The 21,307-nt window shown below is 59.3% G+C and carries 24 protein-coding genes and 1 tRNA gene; 16 read left to right on the plus strand and 9 right to left on the minus strand.

The annotated features are described in order from the left end of the window. A partial coding sequence (locus tag ACR0MO_RS20660) for a hypothetical protein (RefSeq protein WP_480893118.1) occupies positions 1-180 on the plus strand: 180 nt, incomplete at its 5' end. A gap of 93 nt (positions 181-273) precedes the next feature. On the opposite strand, the gene msrQ is transcribed toward ACR0MO_RS20660, so the two are convergent. Both msrQ and msrP read right to left on the minus strand, forming a co-directional pair. Next, positions 274-888: a protein-methionine-sulfoxide reductase heme-binding subunit MsrQ gene (msrQ, locus tag ACR0MO_RS20665; RefSeq protein WP_170456681.1), complete on the minus strand. Its 615-nt coding sequence runs from the start codon at positions 886-888 to the stop codon at positions 274-276. A 4-nt stretch (positions 889-892) separates the two neighbouring features. Beyond that, positions 893-1,795, minus strand: coding sequence for a protein-methionine-sulfoxide reductase catalytic subunit MsrP (msrP, locus tag ACR0MO_RS20670; protein WP_170456683.1), 903 nt, complete (start codon positions 1,793-1,795; stop codon positions 893-895). A gap of 245 nt (positions 1,796-2,040) precedes the next feature. On the opposite strand from msrP, the gene ACR0MO_RS20675 reads away from it, so the two are divergent. The 3 genes from ACR0MO_RS20675 to ACR0MO_RS20685 all read left to right on the plus strand — a co-directional run bounded on the left by ACR0MO_RS20675 (position 2,041) and on the right by ACR0MO_RS20685 (position 4,664). Continuing rightward, positions 2,041-3,009, plus strand: coding sequence for a hypothetical protein (locus tag ACR0MO_RS20675; RefSeq protein ID WP_170456685.1), 969 nt, complete (start codon positions 2,041-2,043; stop codon positions 3,007-3,009). 119 nt (positions 3,010-3,128) lie between these two features. After that, on the plus strand, positions 3,129-3,944 hold the full coding sequence (locus ACR0MO_RS20680) for a cyclase family protein (protein ID WP_170456687.1): 816 nt from the start codon (positions 3,129-3,131) through the stop codon (positions 3,942-3,944). Between the two features lie 96 nt (positions 3,945-4,040). Continuing rightward, positions 4,041-4,664, plus strand: coding sequence for a class I SAM-dependent methyltransferase (locus ACR0MO_RS20685; protein WP_480893121.1), 624 nt, complete (start codon positions 4,041-4,043; stop codon positions 4,662-4,664). A 51-nt stretch (positions 4,665-4,715) separates the two neighbouring features. Here ACR0MO_RS20685 and clpB read toward each other — a convergent pair whose 3' ends face one another. Further along, a complete protein-coding gene (gene clpB / locus ACR0MO_RS20690; RefSeq protein WP_480893123.1) occupies positions 4,716-7,334 on the minus strand; it encodes an ATP-dependent chaperone ClpB in 2,619 nt (872 codons plus the stop codon). 128 nt (positions 7,335-7,462) lie between these two features. Further along, positions 7,463-7,780 carry a hypothetical protein gene (locus ACR0MO_RS20695; protein ID WP_170624929.1) on the minus strand — a complete coding sequence of 106 codons (318 nt, stop codon included), beginning with the start codon at positions 7,778-7,780 and terminating at the stop codon, positions 7,463-7,465. Positions 7,781-7,924: 144 nt separating this feature from the next. Here ACR0MO_RS20695 and pyrF point away from each other — a divergent pair, with 144 nt between their 5' ends. Next, a complete protein-coding gene (gene pyrF / locus ACR0MO_RS20700) occupies positions 7,925-8,629 on the plus strand; it encodes an orotidine-5'-phosphate decarboxylase (RefSeq protein WP_480893125.1) in 705 nt (234 codons plus the stop codon). Positions 8,630-8,979: 350 nt separating this feature from the next. Continuing rightward, positions 8,980-10,233 carry a DNA polymerase IV gene (locus ACR0MO_RS20705; RefSeq protein WP_480782015.1) on the plus strand — a complete coding sequence of 418 codons (1,254 nt, stop codon included), beginning with the start codon at positions 8,980-8,982 and terminating at the stop codon, positions 10,231-10,233. 3 nt (positions 10,234-10,236) lie between these two features. Here ACR0MO_RS20705 and ACR0MO_RS20710 read toward each other — a convergent pair whose 3' ends face one another. Then, positions 10,237-11,097, minus strand: a complete 861-nt coding sequence (locus ACR0MO_RS20710) for an N-formylglutamate amidohydrolase (protein WP_170524455.1) — start codon at positions 11,095-11,097, stop codon at positions 10,237-10,239. A 148-nt stretch (positions 11,098-11,245) separates the two neighbouring features. Here ACR0MO_RS20710 and ACR0MO_RS20715 point away from each other — a divergent pair. Further along, positions 11,246-11,320: transfer RNA gene (locus ACR0MO_RS20715), tRNA-Val, on the plus strand. Positions 11,321-11,411: 91 nt separating this feature from the next. Beyond that, complete coding sequence (ykgO, locus tag ACR0MO_RS20720) at positions 11,412-11,537, plus strand: type B 50S ribosomal protein L36 (RefSeq protein WP_005648635.1); 126 nt, start codon at positions 11,412-11,414, stop codon at positions 11,535-11,537. Between the two features lie 64 nt (positions 11,538-11,601). Here ykgO and ACR0MO_RS20725 read toward each other — a convergent pair whose 3' ends face one another. Further along, the gene (locus ACR0MO_RS20725; protein WP_480893127.1) at positions 11,602-12,765 is read right to left on the minus strand and encodes an adenylate/guanylate cyclase domain-containing protein; all 1,164 of its coding nucleotides are present in this window, start codon (positions 12,763-12,765) and stop codon (positions 11,602-11,604) included. Positions 12,766-12,938: 173 nt separating this feature from the next. Here ACR0MO_RS20725 and ACR0MO_RS20730 point away from each other — a divergent pair, with 173 nt between their 5' ends. From ACR0MO_RS20730 to ACR0MO_RS20740, 3 genes are all read left to right on the plus strand, one after another. Further along, entirely contained in the window at positions 12,939-13,886 is a 948-nt protein-coding gene (locus ACR0MO_RS20730) for an alpha/beta hydrolase (RefSeq protein WP_480782017.1), read from the plus strand. Continuing rightward, positions 13,883-14,377 carry a nuclear transport factor 2 family protein gene (locus ACR0MO_RS20735; RefSeq protein WP_480893129.1) on the plus strand — a complete coding sequence of 165 codons (495 nt, stop codon included), beginning with the start codon at positions 13,883-13,885 and terminating at the stop codon, positions 14,375-14,377. Before ACR0MO_RS20730 ends, ACR0MO_RS20735 begins: the two co-directional genes overlap by 4 nt. Before the next feature lie 61 nt (positions 14,378-14,438). Beyond that, positions 14,439-14,939: a nuclear transport factor 2 family protein gene (locus ACR0MO_RS20740; RefSeq protein WP_170456704.1), complete on the plus strand. Its 501-nt coding sequence runs from the start codon at positions 14,439-14,441 to the stop codon at positions 14,937-14,939. A gap of 27 nt (positions 14,940-14,966) precedes the next feature. Here the strand turns inward: ACR0MO_RS20740 and ACR0MO_RS20745 are convergent, their stop codons facing one another. Then, on the minus strand, positions 14,967-15,725 hold the full coding sequence (locus ACR0MO_RS20745; protein ID WP_170624935.1) for a helix-turn-helix domain-containing protein: 759 nt from the start codon (positions 15,723-15,725) through the stop codon (positions 14,967-14,969). 150 nt (positions 15,726-15,875) lie between these two features. On the opposite strand from ACR0MO_RS20745, the gene ACR0MO_RS20750 reads away from it, so the two are divergent. From ACR0MO_RS20750 to ACR0MO_RS20760, 3 genes are all read left to right on the plus strand, one after another. Then, complete coding sequence (locus ACR0MO_RS20750) at positions 15,876-16,892, plus strand: Fe(3+) ABC transporter substrate-binding protein (RefSeq protein ID WP_170624936.1); 1,017 nt, start codon at positions 15,876-15,878, stop codon at positions 16,890-16,892. 119 nt (positions 16,893-17,011) lie between these two features. Further along, complete coding sequence (locus tag ACR0MO_RS20755; protein WP_170456710.1) at positions 17,012-17,566, plus strand: helix-turn-helix transcriptional regulator; 555 nt, start codon at positions 17,012-17,014, stop codon at positions 17,564-17,566. Continuing rightward, positions 17,563-18,081, plus strand: a complete 519-nt coding sequence (locus ACR0MO_RS20760; protein ID WP_170456712.1) for a GNAT family N-acetyltransferase — start codon at positions 17,563-17,565, stop codon at positions 18,079-18,081. The genes ACR0MO_RS20755 and ACR0MO_RS20760 overlap by 4 nt, the downstream gene beginning before the upstream one ends. Before the next feature lie 5 nt (positions 18,082-18,086). Here the strand turns inward: ACR0MO_RS20760 and phhA are convergent, their stop codons facing one another. Beyond that, positions 18,087-18,887 carry a phenylalanine 4-monooxygenase gene (gene phhA / locus ACR0MO_RS20765; RefSeq protein ID WP_480893131.1) on the minus strand — a complete coding sequence of 267 codons (801 nt, stop codon included), beginning with the start codon at positions 18,885-18,887 and terminating at the stop codon, positions 18,087-18,089. A gap of 119 nt (positions 18,888-19,006) precedes the next feature. Between phhA and ACR0MO_RS20770 the strand changes: the two genes are divergently transcribed. Continuing rightward, positions 19,007-19,465 (plus strand): Lrp/AsnC family transcriptional regulator, encoded by a 459-nt coding sequence (locus ACR0MO_RS20770; RefSeq protein ID WP_170524427.1) that lies wholly within the window; start codon positions 19,007-19,009, stop codon positions 19,463-19,465. A 5-nt stretch (positions 19,466-19,470) separates the two neighbouring features. Here ACR0MO_RS20770 and ACR0MO_RS20775 read toward each other — a convergent pair whose 3' ends face one another. Beyond that, positions 19,471-19,884: a VOC family protein gene (locus ACR0MO_RS20775; protein WP_480893133.1), complete on the minus strand. Its 414-nt coding sequence runs from the start codon at positions 19,882-19,884 to the stop codon at positions 19,471-19,473. Positions 19,885-20,097: 213 nt separating this feature from the next. Between ACR0MO_RS20775 and ACR0MO_RS20780 the strand changes: the two genes are divergently transcribed. Continuing rightward, the gene (locus tag ACR0MO_RS20780; protein ID WP_480893135.1) at positions 20,098-21,306 is read left to right on the plus strand and encodes a TCR/Tet family MFS transporter; all 1,209 of its coding nucleotides are present in this window, start codon (positions 20,098-20,100) and stop codon (positions 21,304-21,306) included. Position 21,307: the final 1 nt, after the last annotated feature.

Raw genomic sequence — 21,307 nt, forward strand, 5'->3', positions numbered from 1 at the left:
CCCACCGTCTCTCCGATGCGTCTCCGCCGCTCCCGCCGCGTCCCGAGCGCCTCAGCAGCGCCGGTGAAGGGCGTTCTAAGCATAACCTTTCATAGCCGCAAGCAGAAAAATCAGAAAACGGCGAAAAAACTTAGAAATCTCATTTTATCGCTTAAAAACAATAAGTTAGAAAGGCATTGAGCTACAGATGTGGCACACCAACACGCATCACATCGCAGGAATCAGGGGCGCTGTGATGTTATTCACGTGGTTACCCACAGACTCGGCTCAGACTCAGGCGGAATCGGCCTGTCTTGCGCGCGTCAAAAGACCTGACAGTGGCAATCTGAACGCCAGCAGGCCGAGAATGGCGGCAAGGTAGAGAAGCGGCTCAAGCTGGAAGCCTTTGGCCAACATGACATAATGAACCCCGCCCAGCAGAACCGCCGGGTAGACCAGCTTGTGCAGTTTGCGCCAGCGCGGACCCAGTCGGCGCACCGACCAGTTATTCGATGTCACAGCCAGGGGCAACAGCAGGGCAAACCCCGCCATGCCGACGGTAATATAGGGGCGTTTGACAATGTCCGCCCAGATCTGGCTGGGCAATTGTACGTCCAGCACCAGCCAGACCAGCAGATGTAGCGCGACATAGGCGAAGGCCAGAACCCCGATCGCACGGCGGAACTTGATGAGGTTCAGGCCGAGATGCTGACGCAGTGGGGTGACGGCCAGACCAAGGATCAAAAGCTGCAGGGCCAGTTCGCCCAACTCATGTTCGAGCGCCTTGATCGGCTCGACCCCTAATCCGCCGGTCAGGGCCAGATACAGAAACCAGGGGGCAGGCAATGCCCCCAAGGTATAGATCGCCCAAACAGGGATCTTGCGCAGTATCTGGTTCACCGCCTGCATCTGATCAGTAGTTCTCTTTCAGGTCCATGCCTTCGTACAGGCTGGCGACCTCTTGTTCATAGCCATTATACATCAGCGTCGGGACGCGCTTTGCAAACAGCCCGCCACCGATCTGACGTTCCGAGGCCTGCGACCAGCGCGGATGATCCACATTCGGGTTCACATTACTATAGAACCCGTATTCGCGCGGCGCGGACATGTTCCAGCTGGTGGGCGGCTCATCCTCGGTCAGGGTGATCTTCACAATCGACTTGATCGACTTGAACCCGTATTTCCACGGCACCACCAGACGCAATGGCGCGCCGTTCTGGTTCGGGATCGGGCGGTCATAGATGCCGGTCGCCATGATGGTCAGCGGGTGCATCGCCTCATCCAGACGCAGCCCTTCGCGATAGGGCCATTCGAGGATCGGGAAGCGCGTGCCGGGCATTTCGTCCGGGCGATAGGCGGTCTCGAACGCCACATATCTAGCACCTTCCTGCACGCCCGCCATGTTCAGCAGATCGGCCAGTTCGAACCCGTTCCACGGAATGACCATCGACCAGGCCTCGACACAGCGGAAGCGGTAGATGCGTTCCTCGATGGTCATCTCGGACAGGATGTCCTGAAAGTCATAGGTGCCGGGGCGGTCAACCAAACCGTCGATCTGCACGCTCCACGGCTCGGTCACCAGTGTATGAGCGTATTTCGCCGGATCATCCTTGCGGGTCCCGAATTCGTAGAAATTGTTATAGCTGGTGATCTCTTCCCAGGTGTTCGGCTTCAAAGCCTCCTGCGCCGCTGCGGGCCGTGCCATCGCGGTCAGTCCGACACCTGCCAGCCCAGCCATAACCTGCCGCCGGTTCAGAAATGCCGCCCGGGGGGTGACATCGGCATGTGTCAAAGTGTTGGTCCAGCGATGCGCCATTTGGATCTCCGTCAAGTTTCAGCGTCAAAGGTGACGTAATGCGCTGATAGCACAGAGCCAAGGAAACAGGCGTAACGATTGAGCGAACGGATTGTAACGTTCCGCGTGATCAATACTGGACCCCCCATAGGCATGGGTGCAACCGGAAGACACGGGCGTCGGGTCATGAGGTCAAAAAGCCTCTGGCCCGGAGACGCGCAATTCGATAGGCCGGTCACATCCATTGGTTGATCAGATTGCCCCCTATGCTTGTTTTTCAATCCTTCGCCCTGTCCTTTTCGATTCTTTGGCGGTTTGTCCTGACATTTCCGATTCTGGTCATCGGATTGCTTCTTTACGGGTTGGTCGGCGGGTTGATCGGCGGTCTGATCGGTTTCATCGCGCCCGGAGCCTTCTTGCTGATACTGTTTCTGATCAGCGCCTCATCCAGCGTGATTCCGATTCTGGTCGGGGCCCGTTTCGGGTTTCAATCCAAACATATGCGCCCAAGCCACGGTTATAAGGCACTGATTGTGCCTGCGCTTGCCTATGGTGCGGCCGAAGCCATGGTGATCGGGATTGCATCCGTTCCGGTCTTTGGGTTCTCGGGCCTGATGATGTCGCCGGCCAGCCTGGGCCTTGGTACCTTCGACAGCGAGGACCTTCTGAATATTGTGGCAAGACCCGAGACGCTGATTGCCATCTCGGTCCTTCCTTTTGTCGCTGTATGCGCGATCCGGGCCAGCCTGCTGGTGCCCATGGCATCAGCCTCGATCGGGCGGGATCCCGACAATCGCCCCTATACGCCATTTCTGCATTTCGGATCGTCTTTCTGGGAGCTGTTCGGCATCGTCGCGCTTAGCTACCTGTCCATTGTCGTGTTCTACTTTGTGATCTTTGCGCTGTTTCTGGTTCTGACAGCCACGGGCTCGCTCGAAACCTATCTGATGGAAATCGAGGCAATGTTGGACGGCAGCGAACCGTTTCGCTTTGACTGGTCGCTGGCTGCAATTATCGTCGTCTATCTGGTGGTCGCGCTTTGGAGCTTTAGCCTGCAATGCGCCGGTGGGGTCTTGGCCCATCTTCGGCTGGGCGGCGGGGCAGATCCGTTTGCCCCCATCGATCCGACCAAATTTGACGCAAAACCAGCCCCACCGCCGCCATCCAGTACAGGGCCGCGCATGTCTGCCGAAGACTTGCGGGCCTTGCGCAAAAGCCGTCAGTCCCGCCCCTGAAACGGCAGCGATCTTTACAAGCGCACAGACGGCGCGGCACTCTGTCAGGCAGGTGCCGTATCCCAACGCGGGAGCGGGGCCAGTAAATCGGCCTATCTGCCGCAACGGGAGGAAGACGAATGTGTGACATCTGTGTAATGAATGCCGTCAAGGACAGGATGCTGTCGCGACGCAGCTTTTTCAAAGCCGCCGCAGCCAGCGGAATAGCGGCCACCGCAACAGCCGCGACCGTTCCAGCAGCACTGGCGGCGGGTCATGGCGGGGTCGAGGATATGACCCACACGCTGAGCCCCGAGTTTCCGACCTGGGGCGGCGATCCGGGCATTTCAGCCGAGCAGGTCTTTAACTTTGGCGAACACGGCTTCAACCTGTTCAACCTGTCCATAAACGAGCACACGGGAACGCATATCGACGCCCCCCTGCATTTTTCGGCAGATGGCCTGTCGGTTGATGAAATCCCGGTCACCGATCTGGTTGCCCCCTTATGCGTCGTCGACATTGCCGCCCGCGCGGCCGAGGATGCGGATACGCGCGTCACCCCGGATGATCTGAAAGCCTGGATTGCTGCCAATGGCGACATTCCCGACGGGGCCTGTGTTGCCATGCATTCAGGCTGGGCGGGCAAGACGGCCACGGACGAGTTCCGCAATTTCGACGGTGAGGCACAGCACTATCCCGGCTTCCACGTCGAAGCCGCCCAGATGCTGATGGAGGATACCGGAGCACGCTCGATTGCCGTCGATACGCTGTCGCTGGATCACGGCATGTCCGCCGATTTCGCCACCCATTATGCCTGGTTGCCCTCGGGCCGGTTCGGGATCGAGTGTCTGGCCAATCTGGACCGCGTGCCTGCCTCGGGCGCAACGCTGGTCATCGGCGCGCCCAAGCATAAAGGGGGCACTGGCGGCCCGGCGCGGATATTTGCGTTGATCTGACATTTCCAACGCACAAGGAAACTGGCGCGTCAGACCGGCGGGCCAGTCACCTGTTACGTACCTCACAGGTCTTGGGCGCCGAGGACACACCACCCAATGGACAGGACGACCACGGATACCACCCTGCGCTATGACTCCGCCGCGCCGAAATGGCGGGATAAGATGCGCGTCCTTGGTTACTATGACGCGTATCTGGGATTTCTTTCGGCAGGCCAACGCACACCGCAGCATGAGGCGCGCGTTGTCGATGTCGGTGCCGGAACCGCATCATTCGCAGAGGCCTGGGTTGCCATTCATGGACCGCCCGGAAACATGACGCTGCTTGAGCCAAGCCCCATCATGCTGGCGCAAGGCCAAAATGCACTGCGCGCAAGGGGTGTTGAGCCAAATATTGCACAAGGGCTGCTCGGTTCCGTCGATCTTGAACCTGCAGATGTGGCGCTGGCGGCGCATGTGATCGAACACTGCCCGGACCCCATGCGCGCGCTTGAACACATACGCGATCTTCTGCACCCCCGCGGTCGGTTGTATCTTGTGGTATCAAAGCCGCATTGGTGCAATGCGATCATCTGGCTGCAATGGCGGCACCGCACGTTCGGCAGGGATGAGATACTAGGGCTTTTGGACCAGGCAGGATTTGAATGCGAACGCGAATACGCTTTCCCTGCGGGCCCACCATCCCGGACAAGCCGTGGAATACTGGTGCGTCGCAGAGGCTAGTTCCGAAGAAAAAGACCCGCCGATAGGGCGGGTCTTCTGGTTTCTGTTGGATCAATGCACCACGGCATCATTCGGGCGCGGGCGATCTGACGTGCCCAGCCTGTCGCCGATGATCAGCCCGTCCGACCCTGCGGTGACCGGAACGGTCTCGCCGTCCTTGATCTCACCGGCCAGCAAGGCCTCGGCCAGCGGGTTCTGCAGGGCGCGCTGGATCACGCGTTTCAGCGGACGTGCTCCAAAGACCGGGTCATAGCCTTCGTTGGCCAGCCATTCCTTGGCCCCATCATCCAGCGCGAGTTCGATCTTGCGGGCCGCCAGACGTTTTTGCAGACGCGCCATCTGGATATCGACGATACCATCCATATCACCCCGCTTGAGCCGGTCGAAGATGATGGTCTCGTCCAGACGGTTCAGGAACTCGGGCCGGAAATGCGCCCGGACCGCGTCCATCACATCGCGCCGCGCCTGTGCGCTGTCCGCACCTTCGGGCAACTGGCTCAGCGCCTGAGACCCAAGGTTCGACGTCAGGATGATCAGCGTTTGCTTGAAGTCCACAGTGCGGCCCTGACCATCCGTCAGAACACCGTCATCCAGAACCTGCAACAGCACGTTGAACACATCCGGATGCGCCTTTTCGACCTCATCGAACAGCACGACCTGATAGGGCCTGCGCCGCACGGCTTCGGTCAGCACACCGCCTTCGTCATAGCCGACATAGCCCGGAGGGGCACCGATCAGACGGGCAACCGCGTGTTTCTCCATGAACTCGGACATGTCGATGCGCACCATCGCGTTGTCGTCATCGAACAGGAAGTTCGCCACGGCCTTGGTCAGCTCTGTCTTACCCACGCCGGTCGGTCCGAGGAACAGGAACGAGCCCAGCGGGCGACCTTCGTCATTCAGCCCCGCACGTGCCCGGCGCACGGCGTTGGCGACAGCAGTCACCGCCGCATCCTGACCGATCACGCGGGAATGCAGATCGTCTTCCATCCGCAGCAGCTTCTCACGCTCACCTTCCAGCATTTTGGCGGTCGGGATCCCGGTCCAGCGTTCGACCACGGATGCGATCTGTTCCGGGCGCACCGTTTCCTCGGCCATCATGGCGTTGCTTTCCGCGTTTTCGGCCTCGGTCAGCTTTTTCTCAAGCTCGGGGATGATGCCGTAGGACAGTTCCCCCGCCTTTGCCAGATTGCTTTCGCGCTTTGCAATCTCAAGATCGGCCCGCGCCTTGTCGAGCTGTTCTTTCAGATCACGCGCGCCCGCAAGCTTGTCACGTTCGGCCTGCCATTGGGCCGTCATCTCGGCGGATTTCTCCTGCAGATCGGCCAGATCCTTTTGCAAGGTGTCCAGACGGTCCTTGGATGCCGCGTCATCCTCAAGCTTCAGCGCTTCTTCCTCGATCTGCATTTGCAGGATCTGGCGGTCGAGTTGATCGAGTTCTTCCGGCTTGGAGTCCACCTCCATCCGCAGGCGCGACGCTGCCTCATCAACAAGGTCGATGGCTTTATCTGGCAAGAACCGGTCGGTGATATAGCGATGAGACAGCGTCGCCGCCGAGACCAGCGCCGAGTCCGAGATGCGTACACCATGGTGCAGCTCGTACTTTTCCTTGATGCCCCGCAGGATGCTGATCGTATCCTCGACGGTCGGCTCCTGCACCATCACAGGCTGGAACCGGCGCGCAAGGGCTGCGTCTTTTTCGACGTATTTGCGGTACTCATCCAACGTGGTCGCGCCGATACAGTGCAACTCACCCCGGGCAAGCGCAGGCTTGATCAGATTGGCGGCATCCATCGCGCCGTCGGATTTCCCGGCCCCAACCAGCGTGTGCATCTCGTCGATGAACAGGATGATCTCACCAGCGGCTTCGGTCACTTCGGTCAGAACGGCTTTGAGGCGTTCTTCGAACTCACCACGGTATTTCGCACCGGCGATCAGAGCGCCCATGTCGAGCGCGAGCAGCTTTTTGTCTTTCAGCGACTCCGGCACGTCGCCGTTGACGATGCGCAGGGCCATGCCCTCGGCAATCGCGGTTTTGCCGACGCCGGGTTCGCCGATCAGAACCGGATTGTTCTTGGTGCGGCGCGACAGAACCTGCATCGAGCGGCGGATTTCCTCATCCCGCCCGATGATCGGGTCAATCTTGCCCTCAGCCGCTGCTTCAGTCAGGTCGCGCGCGTATTTCTTGAGTGCGTCATAGCCCTCTTCCGCCGACGCAGAATCAGCGGTGCGACCCTTGCGGATGTCGTTGATCGCTTCGTTCAGTTTCTGCGCGGATACGGCCCCGGCTTCCAAAGCGTCCTTGGCTTTGGATTTCACCATGCACAGCGCCATCAACACCCGTTCGACCGGCACAAAGCTGTCGCCCGCCTTGGTGGCGATCTTGGCGGCCTCGTCCAGAACCTTGGCGGTCTGGCCGTCCATGTAAATCTGGCTCGCGTCGCCGCTGACTTTCGGGATTTTCCCCATCGCGGCATCCAGCGCCTCGACCACGCGGTTCGGAGCGCCGCCTGCGCGGGTGATCAGGTTGCTGGCCAACCCCTGATCGTCATCCATCAATGCCTTGAGTATATGTGTGGGCTCCAGCCTCTGGTGCCCCTCGCGCAGCGCAATCGTCTGCGCGGCCTGCACGAATCCCCGTGCCCGCTCGGTGAACTTGTTCAAGTCCATTGCTATTCTCCTTTTCCAAGCGCCCTAAGTCTGCTGCGCCCGCTTGGCGGCACGCGTCGGTCTGGGCCTCGCATTCAATTTGGGAAATATCTTTGCCGGTTCAAGAGGCTAGAGCGCAGATTCCCACACTATTCGCGCTGAATCGTGTAGACCGTGTAGCCTCCGGTCTCGGCCACCTGAACAGCACCCAGGTCATCGACCAGAGACTGCGCCGCATCGCTGCCTGTCGGGCAGGAAACAAGATCGGCGGTGTGATCAAGGAAATTGCCGGTAAAGGCCGTTTCGCCGGTCAGCTGGCACCAATCATCTTCGGATCGGTAGCCGCGTACCAGACGCAAATCATCATTCGTCGGGGCCGGTGCAGCCCCTGTTTCCGGAGCGTCAGGCGTAGGGTCTTCGCAGGCGGCCATTGTCAAAACCACGCCCAGCAACAGCAGTTTCTTCATTTCACGTCCCTTTGTTTTCGTTATTTACGTTCAATCCGGTCACTCTAGCACAGAACACAACGGCCCCTGACAGCTATCGCGCATAGACAGGCGCGCCCGAACCCGTTAGGACGCAGACGTTTGCCAAAAAACAGGAGCGCCCCAATGTCCGATGACCGCCTGATCGTAGCCCTTGATGTTCCGAACGCCCTGCAGGGGCTGGCCATGGCCGAGCGGCTGGGCGACAGCGTTTCGTTCTACAAGATCGGGTTGGGGATGCTGACCGGCGGTGGGCTGGCTTTGGCCAATGAGCTGAAACAGGATCACGGCAAGCGCATCTTTCTGGACATGAAACTGTTCGACATCGGCAACACGGTGGAAAACGCGGTGCGCGGTCTGGCGCAGTTCGATCTGGATTTTCTGACTGTCCATGGCGACCCGCATGTGGTGCGCGCCGCGAAAGAGGGGGCCTCGGGCAAGGACCTGAAAATCCTTGCCGTGACCATCCTGACCTCGCTGAACCGCGACGATCTGGATGCCAGCCTGCTGAAAGAAGGCGACGTGCAGGAATTGGTCGTCGAACGTGCGGCCAAGGCGCTGGAGGCCGGGGCCGACGGCGTTATCGCCAGCCCGCAAGAGGCCGCCCTGATCCGCGCCCTGCCCCAGGTCGAAGGTCGGCTGATCGTTACGCCGGGCGTGCGTCCTGCCGGGGCCGCATTGGGCGATCAGAAACGCGTCGCGACCCCGGCCAGCGCCATCGGCGACGGGGCAGATCACATCGTGGTGGGCCGTCCGATCTATCAGGCGGACGATCCGAAAGCGGCGGCCGAGGCCGTTCTGAGCGAATTAAACTCTTTGACACGGCACTGAACGGTTTCGGGAATCAAACCCTGAATGCGTTAACAAATGTCTTGATTAACTTGACCTTAGGTCATTTTTGACCCCTAAAACCGCTGAAACAAGCTGTGCCCGAAAATACACAGAAAACGCGCAAGTTTAGGGTCTGGGGCTTGGAACCTATCTAAATATAGAGATATCGGCGAGTCTTGGGGATGAAACACTCCCCAACGAACCGTGTCTTCCTGAGGTTCGTTACCTCCCCCCGCTGACGCGCGGGGGGTCTTCTTTTGAGATCAGACACAGATTGTCGGACCTTTGATCCCCCCTTATCGGTGGTATAAGGGGTGCCCAACCCACTCGCGGAATGCCCGAGGACGCGCATGCCTGGTCTTTGCCGAGATTGCCTGACCACAGTCACCGACGAACGGCGCTGCCCGACCTGTGGCAGCCCTCGGGTCAAGTCACATCCCGAACTGTTCGACCTGTCCATCGCGCATATGGATTGCGATGCCTTCTACGCCTCGGTCGAAAAGCGCGACAATCCGGATTTGGCGGACAAGCCTGTGATTATCGGCGGTGGGAAACGGGGCGTGGTGTCGACGGCCTGTTATGTGGCGCGCATCAGGGGCGTGCGCTCGGCCATGCCGATGTTCAAGGCGCTACAGCTTTGCCCCGAGGCGGTGGTGATTAAGCCCCGCATGTCGGTCTATGTCGAGGTCTCGCGCGAGATTCGCGCGATGATGGATGAACTGACGCCGGTGGTGGAACCCTTGTCACTGGATGAGGCGTTTATGGACTTGTCCGGCACCGAACGTCTGCACGGCGCGCCACCTGCGGTCATGCTGGCACGTCTGGTCAAGCGCATGAAGGATGAACTGGGCCTGACCGGCTCGATCGGGCTGAGCCATAACAAGTTTCTGGCCAAGGTAGCCTCGGACCTCGACAAACCGCGCGGGTTTTCGGTGATCGGCAAGGACGAGACGGCAGAGTTCCTGCATGACAAGCCCGTGCGTCTGATCTGGGGCATTGGCCCGGCGGCACAGGAGTCGCTGGAACGGGCGGGCATTCGCACCTTCTCCGACCTGCTGCGCTGGGATCAGGAGGCGCTGACGGCGCGGTTCGGCTCGATGGGTTATCGCCTGTGGCATCTGGCGCGCGGTCAGGACAAGCGGCGCGTGTCAGCGCATGAGCCGATGAAATCGATCAGCAATGAGACCACCTTTTTCGAAGATACCGCCAGCACCGACATTCTGGACGGTCACATCTGGCGCATGGCGTTGAAAGTGTCCGACCGGGCCAAGGCCAAGGATCTGGCCGGGCGGGTTGTCACCTTGAAGCTGAAGAAGGCCAATCACAAGATCATCACCCGGCGGGTTTCGCTGCGCGATCCGACCCAGATTGCCGACCGAATCTATCGCACCGCGCGTGGCCTGTTCGATCAGGTGGGCGATCAGGGCCCCTATCGGCTGCTGGGCTGTGGCTTGTCCGATCTGTGTTCAGCGGATCAGGCCGACATATCAGGGGATTTGCTGGACCCTGACGCCGGACGCCGGTCTCAGGCCGAGCGTGCGACCGACAAAATCCGGGAACGGTTCGGCGCAGATGCCATCGTGAAGGGGCGCGCCTTGCGCTAGGCCCTATTCCGCCGCCAGACGCTGAGGCTGCGCGCCGATGCTGGCGATCTCGGCGATCACCTGACGTAACAGCCTTGAGAAAGGCATGAAGTTCGCATTCGGGGCGATCTTTTCTTCATCCATATACAGCGCGCGGTCGATCTCGATCTGAATCGCGTGTTGCTGGCGACCGGGCCGCCCGTAGGTTTGCGTGACATAAGCCCCGGCAAAGGGCGCGTTGCGCGCAACCGTCAGCCCCGCCGCCGCAAAGGCGGCTTCGATGCGGTCTACAATCTCGGTGGACGCCGACGCACCAAACCGGTCGCCCAGAACAATCTCGGGCCGCTGGCTGCGCGAGGTGCTGGCCATGGCAACCGCCTCATGCGGCATTGAGTGGCAATCGATCAGAATCGCCTGCCCGAATTTTTCATGCGACTCGGCCAGCAGCGATTTCAGCCGCGTATGGTAGGGCCGCCAATAGGTGTCGATGCGCAGACGCGCCTCATCCATGGTCAACTTGCCGCGATAAATCGCCCGGCCATTGGCCACCACGCGGGGAATCACCCCAAGCCCCGAGGCAACGCGGGGGTTGTGCCCCTGCCTGCGCGCACCGCTGATCAGCGCCGGATCAAGCTCATCCGCGCTGCGGTTGAGGTCCAGATAGGCGCGCGGCATGGCCGCCTTGATCAGGGGCGCGCCGAACTCTGACGCTGAGGCAAACAGTTGATCCACAAAAGCATCTTCCGAGGATCGAATCACGTTTGGGTTCAGAACAGACCGTTTCAGCAATGCCTCGGGATAGTCCCGCCCGCTATGGGGCGACGAAAACACGGCGCATGAGGTGCGATTCTCGGGCATATCCAGTATGAAGGCTGCGTTCGGCATGATCTCTCCGTGTTCGCACTCAACATAGACCGGAAAATTGTTCTTCCAAACCCCTTGAACCCCTGAACGACTCCTTTTATAGACCCCGCTACCGGCGCGGTGATCCGCGCCCCATTTCGTTATGGGGCAGGGCACGCAAAGGGAAAGTGGGCGGTTAGCTCAGCGGTAGAGCACTTCGTTGACATCGAAGGGGTCACAAGTTCGATCCTTGTACCGCCCACCATCGTTTCACTGTTCCGGGCTTCCGGGACACCCGACTAACCCAGGCGCTGGCCACGTCTTTGATGAAGGCGCCGCAGATTGGAGACAGACCCATGAAGGTCAAGAACTCGCTCCGCTCGCTCAAGAACCGGCACCGCGACTGCCGGGTTGTGCGTCGCAAAGGCCGCGTCTACGTGATCAACAAGACGCAGCGCAAGTTCAAAGCTCGCCAGGGCTAAGAACTGCACATACCCAATTCGAAAGAACCGCGCTGTAAAGCGCGGTTTTTTTGTGCGCAGCCTGTCAGGTAGCAGGGTTGGTCCGAAACACTTCGATCGCCTCGCCAAGCCCTTTGAGTTGATGGCAGCCCACCGATTCTGTTTCCCTGTTCAGATGGCGCTGCACATCCTTGGTCATCAGCATCTGCTCACCCAGGTCCTTGCACAGCCCCTGAACCCGGCTGGCGACATTCACGGCTGACCCCACCACGGTAAAGTCCAAGCGGTCCGGACTGCCGATATTTCCGAATGTCACGGGGCCATAGTCGAGGCCGACGACAAACTCGATCTGTTCGGCACCTGCGGCTTGGGCGTCCTGATTATACGCCGCAAGCCGGGACAAGGCCTCGGCCGTTGCGAACACTGCTGACTGGCAAGCGGTTTCCGCATCAGGCTCTGCCGGAAAAAAAGCCAGAACACCGTCGCCCATGAATTTCAGCACGTCACCGCCATGGTCCCGAATCGGGCCCACAACCATCTCGAAATAATCACCCATGATGGTCAGCAGTTTCTCTTCGGGCCAGACCTCGGATTTCGCCGTGAACCCGCGCAAATCCGCAAACAGGATCGCGGCAGAGACCGACTTGTGCTCGCCCCGTTTGATATTGCCGTTGCCAATCTCAAGCGCCGGGCCTTCGCCCAGATAGGTTTGCAGCAGGCTTTTCTGCGACTCGCGCATCGCAATCGGTTCCAGCGCCGAAGACAATGCGTGGCGGGTGGCTTCGATGATTTGCACCTGCGCGTCCGAAAAGCCATCCGGGTGATCCGTGCTGAAACTGGACCCCTGAACCGAACCGTCACCATATTCCAGCGGCATGGCGAGGAAATCCGTGGCACCGGCATCGCGCAGTTCGGAATACACTTCATGCTCAGCCGACAGGTCCAAATCCAGCAGCCGCTTGCGCAAGGGTTGGCGCGAAGTCGCAACCGCCTGAAACGGGCTGCCATGCCACGCGCTTGAGACTCGAATCGTGATTGGAACCGTGTATTTCCGAGACCCTTCCGGCGTCCAGATGATGCCCCACGCGCTGATCAGCGGGTTGGAGTAATTCTGACCGATCCGAACCCGCGACAAAGGCACGCCCAGTTCCTGTAAGCCTGCGCAGTATTGCGACACGATCCGCGTTTCGTCACCCAGCATCCGACCCTGCGAAATCAGCCAGATGATCAGATCGTTCTTGTCTTGCATAGGTCGCCTTCCCGCTCTGCCATTCGCCTCAACATATGGTGCCCGCGCCCTGACCGGCAATGTCGGGTGCATTTGACAGGATTCGCATAGTGAATTCCAGAAATCGCGCCTCTCAAACCGGCCCAGAACCATCATCTTGGCTGCCGAAGACCACATCACAGATGGAGAGAGTTATGAAACGCGCTTCACTTACAACCGCCGCCGCCCTGATGGCGTCAACCGCAATGGCCGATATCGAAACACGGACTGTCACGTTCGAAAACGAAGGGGCCGAGATGTCGGGCACCCTCTACCTGCCCGAAGGATATGACGGCACGCCCCTGCCCGCCGTTGTCGTCACGGGCGCTTGGACATCAGTGCAGGAACAGATGCCTGCGAATTATGCCCGCCAGATGGTCGCGCGCGGCTTTGCTGCTTTTACCTTCGACTTCCGCGGCTGGGGTAAATCCGGTGACCTGCCCGAAGGCGTCCGGTTTGTCGAAAGCCCACAGGAAAAGACTTCGGATATTGCCAAGGCGTTTGAAGTTCTGGCGACACTGCCCGAAGTCGATGCGTCTCGGATCAACGGTCTGGGGATCTGTGCCTCAGCCGGGTATATGGTCGACGCATCCGCCGGGAACGATCTGGTGCAGCGGGTTGGCCTCGTTGCCCCGTGGTTGCAAAACGGCGAAATCGTCGAGACCGTGTACGGCGGCGCTGACGGTGTGGCCGGTCTGATTGAAATCTCCCGCGCTGCCAAGGCGTCAGGCGGTCAGATCATCCCGGCGGCAGGTCCGGAAGGGGCTGAGGGCGTGCTTATGCCCATCGGCGGCTACTATTACGAAGCCGACCGAGGCGCGATCCCGGAATATGACAATCAGTGGAACAACGCAGGCTGGGAAGGCTGGCTGACATACTACCCCGCAGACAACCCGCAGCGTCTGGATAAACCACTGGCCATCGTCCATTCGGAAAGCGCCGCAATCCCGCAGGGCGTGCGCAGTTTTCTTGGCGGGTTTGCCGGGGACGCGACCATGCAATGGCTCGAAGACGTGACCCAGTTCGATTTCTACGACAATCCCGAAGACGTCACGCGGGCCGCAGACGCCATGGCCGAGCATTTTCGTGGGGAGCAAGGATGAAACCCTTGCTTGCACCCCTTGTGACCTCAACCGCACTACTGATCGGAGGCTTGGCAATGGCCGCAACACCGGAAGAGAACATCAAAACCGTTCAGGATTTCTTTGCCGCCTATGGGGCAAACGACCTTGAAGCGATTGCTGCCGTGATGGACGAGGATGTGCGGTGGCACATCCCCGGCCGCCATCCCTTAAGCGGCACCAAACAGGGCCGCACTGAGGTTCTGGCGTTCTTCGAACAGCTTGGGTCGGCCGGATTTCAGGCCGAACCGATCTACTTTGGTGCGGATGAAACTCATGTCGTCGATATTCATCGCGGATGGTCGAATGTCGATGGCGCGGCAAATGTCGATACGATCTGGGCGCTGGTCTACCGCATCGAGAACGGCAAGATCGTTGAAGCGACGAACCTGTCCGGCGATCAGGATGCGGCCAATGCGTTCTTTTGGGCCCAGTATCCGCTCGCGCCTCTGCCCGGACGTTTGGCCGAGTAGTCAGACCGATGAATCCCAAGCCTCCGCTTTCATTCAACCTGAGAAAACAGGAGCCACGACAATGGTGAAAACACTGATCTCTACAGCCGCAATTGCGACCCTGGCCGGAACCATCGCTTTCGCTGATCAGGCCCAGATCAACCGATCGATCACGGACATCGCCGCCGGGGCCGACCGGCACGACTGGGACCGCGTGCGCAGCGCTTTTGCCGACACGGTCACAACCGACTACACCAGCCTTTGGGGCGGCGATCCTGCCACGCAACCGGCTGACGCGTTGATTGCTGCATGGTCCGGCTTCCTGCCCGGTTTCGACAGCACGCATCACATGGTGACGAATGAAACCGTGACCTCGGTCAATGGCAATACTGCCACCGCCGAGGCCGATTTCACAGCGACCCACCGCATTGATGACGGTCTTTGGACATTGGGTGGCCGATACTCTTACGCGTTGGTTCAGTCCGGCGACCGCTGGCGTGTCACATCCCTGACCATGACCGCACTTTGGGAAACCGGGGATCGAGGGTTGGTCAGCATCGCAGCAGAGCGGGCGAGCCAGTAACCAGCACGCTCCACCAGTTCGGGCGGGTCATCCCGCCCGGAATTTGGCCGGTGTTGCGCCGAACTTGCGTTTGAAATGTTGCCCAAACCGGCTGACATCCTGATAGCCGACGCGCCAGGCGATCTCAGCCACGGTCAGCTTTGAAGTGCGCAACAGAACAGATGCACGATCCAGCCGGGCCGCGATCACATATTGAAGGGGTGCAACCCCAACCTCGTGTTTGAAAGCCTTGGAAAAATGCGCCCCGCTCATCGCGGCAAGATCGGCCATCGCCGATAGCGACAGGTCCTGGCTCAGATTGTCCTGAATATAGTCCAGCACTTTGCGCAGCCGGGCATCTTCAATGTCGCGATGCCAATCCGCGGCAGGTCGGACAGTTTCGACGATCTGCGCGGCCAGCGCCCTTTGAATGGTCTCGCGGTATAACAGACCGCCACCTAAAGATGCACTTGCCGTCAGGCTCAGGTTCGTCAGCAGCGGGTCAATGTCGCCCACGATGGGCTGAAATTCAAAATCACGGCTCAGATCAAATTCGGTCAGGATCGCGTTGTCCAGACTGACCATGACAAATTCCAGATCCTCGTCAAACTCGCATACCCCATCGCTGCCCGCCGGAAGGATCCAGCCCTGATTCTTGCTCAGGGGCAGGTGCGTTGCAATGGACGTGCCGTGGGCAAAACGGTGAGTTGGCTGATCGTTCAGAAAGATGCCGACCGACAGGGATGGAAGCGAAAATGCGCCGCCACCTGCTGGCAATACTGTCTTGTTCGACACCACTTTGGACATGGTCCGAATGTAACGGATCGGGCGCGCGATTCAAATCTGAACAAATTATCGACTATTTCTGTCGGATTTGCTTGCAAACGACTCGCAATTTGGTAATTGACTAAATCACTCGGGAACCACCCGGAAGAATCTGCAACGTTTGGAGACACCATGTTGAAATCCACGACATGCATCGCGGCTGGCCTGATGGCTTTGATCGCCACATCTGCAATTGCCGAAGGCGAGCTGAACCTTTACTCGTCGCGCCACTATGACACCGACGAACGCCTGTATTCCGACTTTGAAGAGGCGACGGGGATCAAGATCAACCGCATCGAAGGCAAGGCCGACGAGCTGATCGCCCGCATGGAAGCCGAAGGGGCGAACTCTCCCGCGGATGTGATGCTGACCGTTGACACGTCGCGGCTGGCCCGCGCCAAGAACGCCGGTGTTCTGCAATCGATCGACAGCGCCGTGCTGGAAGAGCGTATCCCTGCAAACCTTCAGGACAGCGACAACCAGTGGTTCGGATTCTCGCAGCGCGGCCGGATCATCTTTTACAACAAAGACAATGTCGCCACCCCGCCGGCCACCTATGCCGATCTGGCCAAGCCCGAATATGAAGGTCTGATCTGCATCCGCTCGTCGACCAATGTTTACAACCAGACGCTGCTGGCTTCGATCATCACCCATGAAGGCGCGGATGCAGCCAAAAGCTGGGCCGAAGGAATTGTTGCCAACATGGCCCGTGACCCGCAGGGCGGCGACACCGACCAGCTGCGCGGTCTGGTTTCGGGTGAATGCGACATCGCCGTGTCGAACACCTATTACTTCGCCCGCTCGATCCGCAAGGAGGTCAAGGGCCTGTCCGCCGAACGGGACTCCATCGGCTGGGTCTTCCCGAACCAGGACGGCTATGGCGCGCATATGAACCTGTCGGGCGGTGGCGTTGCCGCAAATGCGCCCAACAAAGAGAACGCCATCAAGTTCCTTGAATACCTCTCCAGCGATCAGGCGCAGCAGTATTTCTCGGCAGGCAATGACGAGTATCCGACGGTCGCAGGCGTCGAATTGGCCGAGTCGGTCAAGTCGCTGGGTGAGTTCAAAGCGGATGAGATCAACCTGTCCGAAGTCGCGCAGAATCTGCCCGAAGCGCAGAAAATCTTCAACGAGGTTGGCTGGAAGTAACAACCGGCCAACTTGGAAAAGTGAAGGGGTGCAGAGGATTCTGCGCCCCTTTTTCATTTGCAAACAATTTAATTTTAAGCGATATTCCCATATTAGTGAATTTTTCTCAAATATGGACTATGTTAGATACTCTTTCAGACCGCCTCGCCTCACGCCTGAGTGAACTGCGCCAAAGCCACAACTGGTCGCTGGACCAATTGGCAGATCAAAGCGGCATCAGCCGGGCCACTCTGTCGCGCATGGAAAAGGGTGAGGTCAGCCCAACCGCCGAAAACCTGGGCCGCCTCTGCGCCGCTTACGGGTTGCCGATGTCGCGCCTTTTGATGATGGTCGAGGACAGCTTTGACCCCAAGGTCCCCTATGAGCGGCAAACGGAATGGAGCGATCCCGAGACCGGATTTACCCGCAGGTCCGTCTCACCGCCCTCGACGGGCCTGACCGGAGAAGTTCTGGAATGCCACTTACCGCGCAACACGGTGATTGGATACGAGACGCCTCCGAAACCGGGGCAAGAGCATCACCTGATCATGTTGGACGGTGGTCTGACGATCACCGTGGACGGAACGCCCCATACGCTCAGCGGTGGCGACTGCCTGCGCTATCACCTGTGCGGGCCAACCCGGTTTGAAACCGGTGCAACGCGGGGCGCGCGATACATTCTGGTGCTGATATGATCACGCGATTGACGGACGCCTATTTTGACGATGCCCATGATGATCTGGCCGACATCCTGCACGCCTGTGTTCATACGGGCGCCAGCATCGGGTTCATTCTTCCGTTTTCGAAAAAGGATGCGCGGGCCTATTGGCAGAACCGCGTGCGACCGGACCTGCGCGCCGGTACGCTGGACCTGTTTGTGGCCTATGGCGACGGGCGGATTTTGGGCACCGTGCAACTGATCCCCGCCGTGATGCCCAATCAACCACATCGCGCGGACGTCGCCAAACTGCTGGTCCATCCCGACGCCAGACGGCGTGGATTGGGGCGAGCCTTGATGAAATCCCTGACAGACAGGGCGTCAGAGCTGGGCCGGACCATGCTGGTGCTGGATACACGCAGCAGCGATCCCTCTCGTATCCTGTACCAAAACATCGGCTTCCAGATTGCCGGAGAAATCCCCAATTACTGCCGCAACCCGTTCGAGCCGGTGTTCGAACCGACGACCTATATGTACAAGAGCCTCGGCTAGGCGTTCTACTCGGCTGCGGTGACCTTTTCGGGGAACTTGTTTGGCAACAGACCCAAGCGCCGCGCGTGCCGCACATCGGCCAGCAGGTCGCGTTCGGCCGCCGCAAACAGATCCTCGGGATCGTTCAGCACGAAATACCCCATCTGGTGCATGTCGATCCGGTACGGCGTGCGCAGAATGGTCAGAACGTCGAATGGGTCACGATCCGGGATATCACTGGTCACGGCATAGACCAGTTCGGTCGGCGAGGACGCAAGACCCGAGCCCAGCGCCTTGATCTGACCGTCCTGACGACGCAGTCCAAACTCGATCGAGAACCAATACAGCCGGATCAGCCAGGCATAATCCGCCGCATCGGCCCGGACGCCCGCCCGCCCAATCGCATGGCTGAATGCAGCAAAGCGAGGATCGCTGAGCAAAGGGGTATGCCCGAAGATTTCGTGGAAAATGTCGGGCTCTTCGATGTAGTCGAAATCCTCGCGGCTTCGGATGAATGAGGCCGCCGGAAAAACACGCTCGGCCAGCATACCAAAGAAGGTCTTGAACCCGATCAGCGCCGGAACCGGTTGGACGCGCCACCCGGTCAGGTCCAGTAATCGCTCAGAGATATCGGCGCAAGACGGCACGCGCGTCTTTGGCAGGTCAAGCCGGACCAGCCCGTCCAGATACTCGCGCGCCATGTAGCGCTGAACATTGTCTTCCTGTGCAGCGTAAAGATCAGCCCACACCGCGTTTTCCTGATCGGTGTAGTCGATATGGCCGCGATCATCGGCGTGCTTGGCGGTGTATTTTGTCGATTTGGGCATGGGCGCGTCCTCCTGTCTGACAGGATACGCCCAAAGTAGTGCGATATTTGATTTGGTGCGGACGTTCGGATGATCTATTTTGACCGTAATGTTTCGCCAACTGTGGAATATCGAACCATATGCTTCACCAGTCAGACATAGCCATTCTGCGTGTCCTGCAATCCAGCGGTCGTCTGTCGATGCAGGAACTGGCCGAGCAAACGGGGCTGTCGGCCTCACAATGCTGGCGGCGCGTTCGCGACCTTGAGGCGTCGGGCGTCGTCTCGGGCTATCGCGCGCAGGTCACCGCCAAAGCCGTGGGACTGAATGCTATTGCCTATGTCCATGTGGCGCTGCGGGATCATCAGGAGAACAGCATCGCCGATTTCCTGCGACTGGTGGAAACCGAACCGCAGATTGTCGAATGCGCCTCGATCACCGGGGATCATGATTTCATTCTGAAGGTCTATGCCCGAACCCCCGAGGACCTTGAAGTGTTCATCATGAAACGGCTGCTAAAATCAGGTCTGGTTCGGGACACCCGCAGCAACTTCGTTCTGCGGCAAAACAAGACACGCGGGCCGTTGCCGATCCTGTGACGGGGTCAAACGGCCTGATGGACCTCGATCACATTGCCTTCGGGATCAAGGAAAAAGACCTGATGCCATTCCTTGGCAAAGGCGGTGCCATAGTCTGAATATGGGATGCCCTTTTCATCCAGCGTCGCCTTGAAGGCCGCGATGTCATCGGTGCGGAAAGCGATATGGCCACGCTCGACCGGATTGATGGATTCCCCGTGTTTGAACGCAACGCCAAGATCCCGTTCGGCCAGATGCATCTGCATATGCCCGTCGGTGGCAAACCGGATCTGGCCGCTATAGCCGCGATCATCCGACTCGGCAGATCGGGGGAAGTTCTCGATCGGAATATCGTCCAGCCCGAGCGTTTCAGTATAGAACCGGTGCAGCCGCCCGACATCTTCGGACACAAAATTGATATGGTGAAATTCCAGCTTCATGGGGGCCTGTTCTGGGGTTTCGTTTGGTTTCGCCGACCTTAGGCAGGTGGCGCGGGCCAAATCAACCCAGGCGGTGACCCTGGTTTGATCCCAGACTCGCCACGCCTTCAGCTAAAGCAGGCTGGCCCGCGATCATCGTGACCTTGTTGCAGGGGAACTAAAGCGGCTAACTCTGTCTGGCGCAGTATCACCCCTTTTGTTCGACAGGGTATTATGTTTCAGAACCGAGCCATTCTTTTCATACTCATTACCCTGATGATTGACGCCATCGGCATCGGTATCGTGTTTCCCATCATGCCGGATCTGATGGACCGGGTCGGCGCAGGCGATACGGGGCAAGGGGCGTTCTGGGGCGGGCTGCTGATGGCGGCCTATGCAGGGGCTTTGTTCCTGTGCGGTCCTGTTGTTGGCAGCATCTCGGATGCGGTTGGCCGCAGGCCGATACTGATCGCGGCCCTTGCCATGCTGGCCATTGATTATGTCATCATGGCTTTAGCGAGCAGTTTCTGGCTGCTTTTGCTGGGGCGAACGCTCGCGGGTCTGGCCGGGGCGACCTATATCACCGCAACCGCCTATCTCGCGGATATCTCAACCCCCGAGGAAAAGGCAGCGAACTTTGGCCTGATCGGCGCGGCCTTCGGGATTGGATTTGTCCTAGGCCCCGCCATTGGCGGCATCGCGGCGGAAATCAGCATCGCCGCGCCGTTCTGGATCGCCGCCGCATTGTCGGCAGGCAACGCCTTGTTCGGCGTATTTGTACTGCCCGAGAGCCTGACACCGGACAAACGCCGCCCGTTTGGCAAACGTGATCTGAACCCGTTCAAGTCGATCTTTGACGCCTTCCGCCTGCCGGGGCTTGCGGTTCCGCTTTTGTGCATCTTCATCTTTGAGTTTGCGAACATGGTCTACCCGACCCTCTGGGCCTTCTGGACGCGCGAAGTGTTCGACTGGCCAACCCTTTATATCGGATTGTCGCTGGCCGGCTATGGCGTGCTGCTGGCGTTTGTTCAGGGCGGGTTGATGCCGATCTTCATCCGGTGGATCGGGGATTACCGCACATTGATGCTGGGCATAGTTTCGGCGCTGATCGGTATGGTCGGGTTTGGCTTCACCGGGTCAATTGCTGCCTTGATCGTCTTTCTTCTGCTCGCCGCGCTGTCTGACATGGTTCCACCCCTGATGACGGCAATGGCGTCGAACCAGACGGATGAGGATCGGCAGGGTGTGGTGCAGGGTGTCATCGCGTCTTTGTCCTCGGTCGCGGCGGTTTTGTCTCCGCTTGCGCTGACCGGGATTTTTCATGCGTCTGTGGACAATGACGGCATCTATTTCCCGGGCGCACCGTTTCTGTTTGCGGCCGTGCTGGTCGCGGCCATGCTGCCGTTGGTGATCCGGCTGAAGGGCCACGCGCAAGAAACCTAGG

The sequence above is a fragment of the Ruegeria sp. K5 genome, from assembly GCF_056531805.1.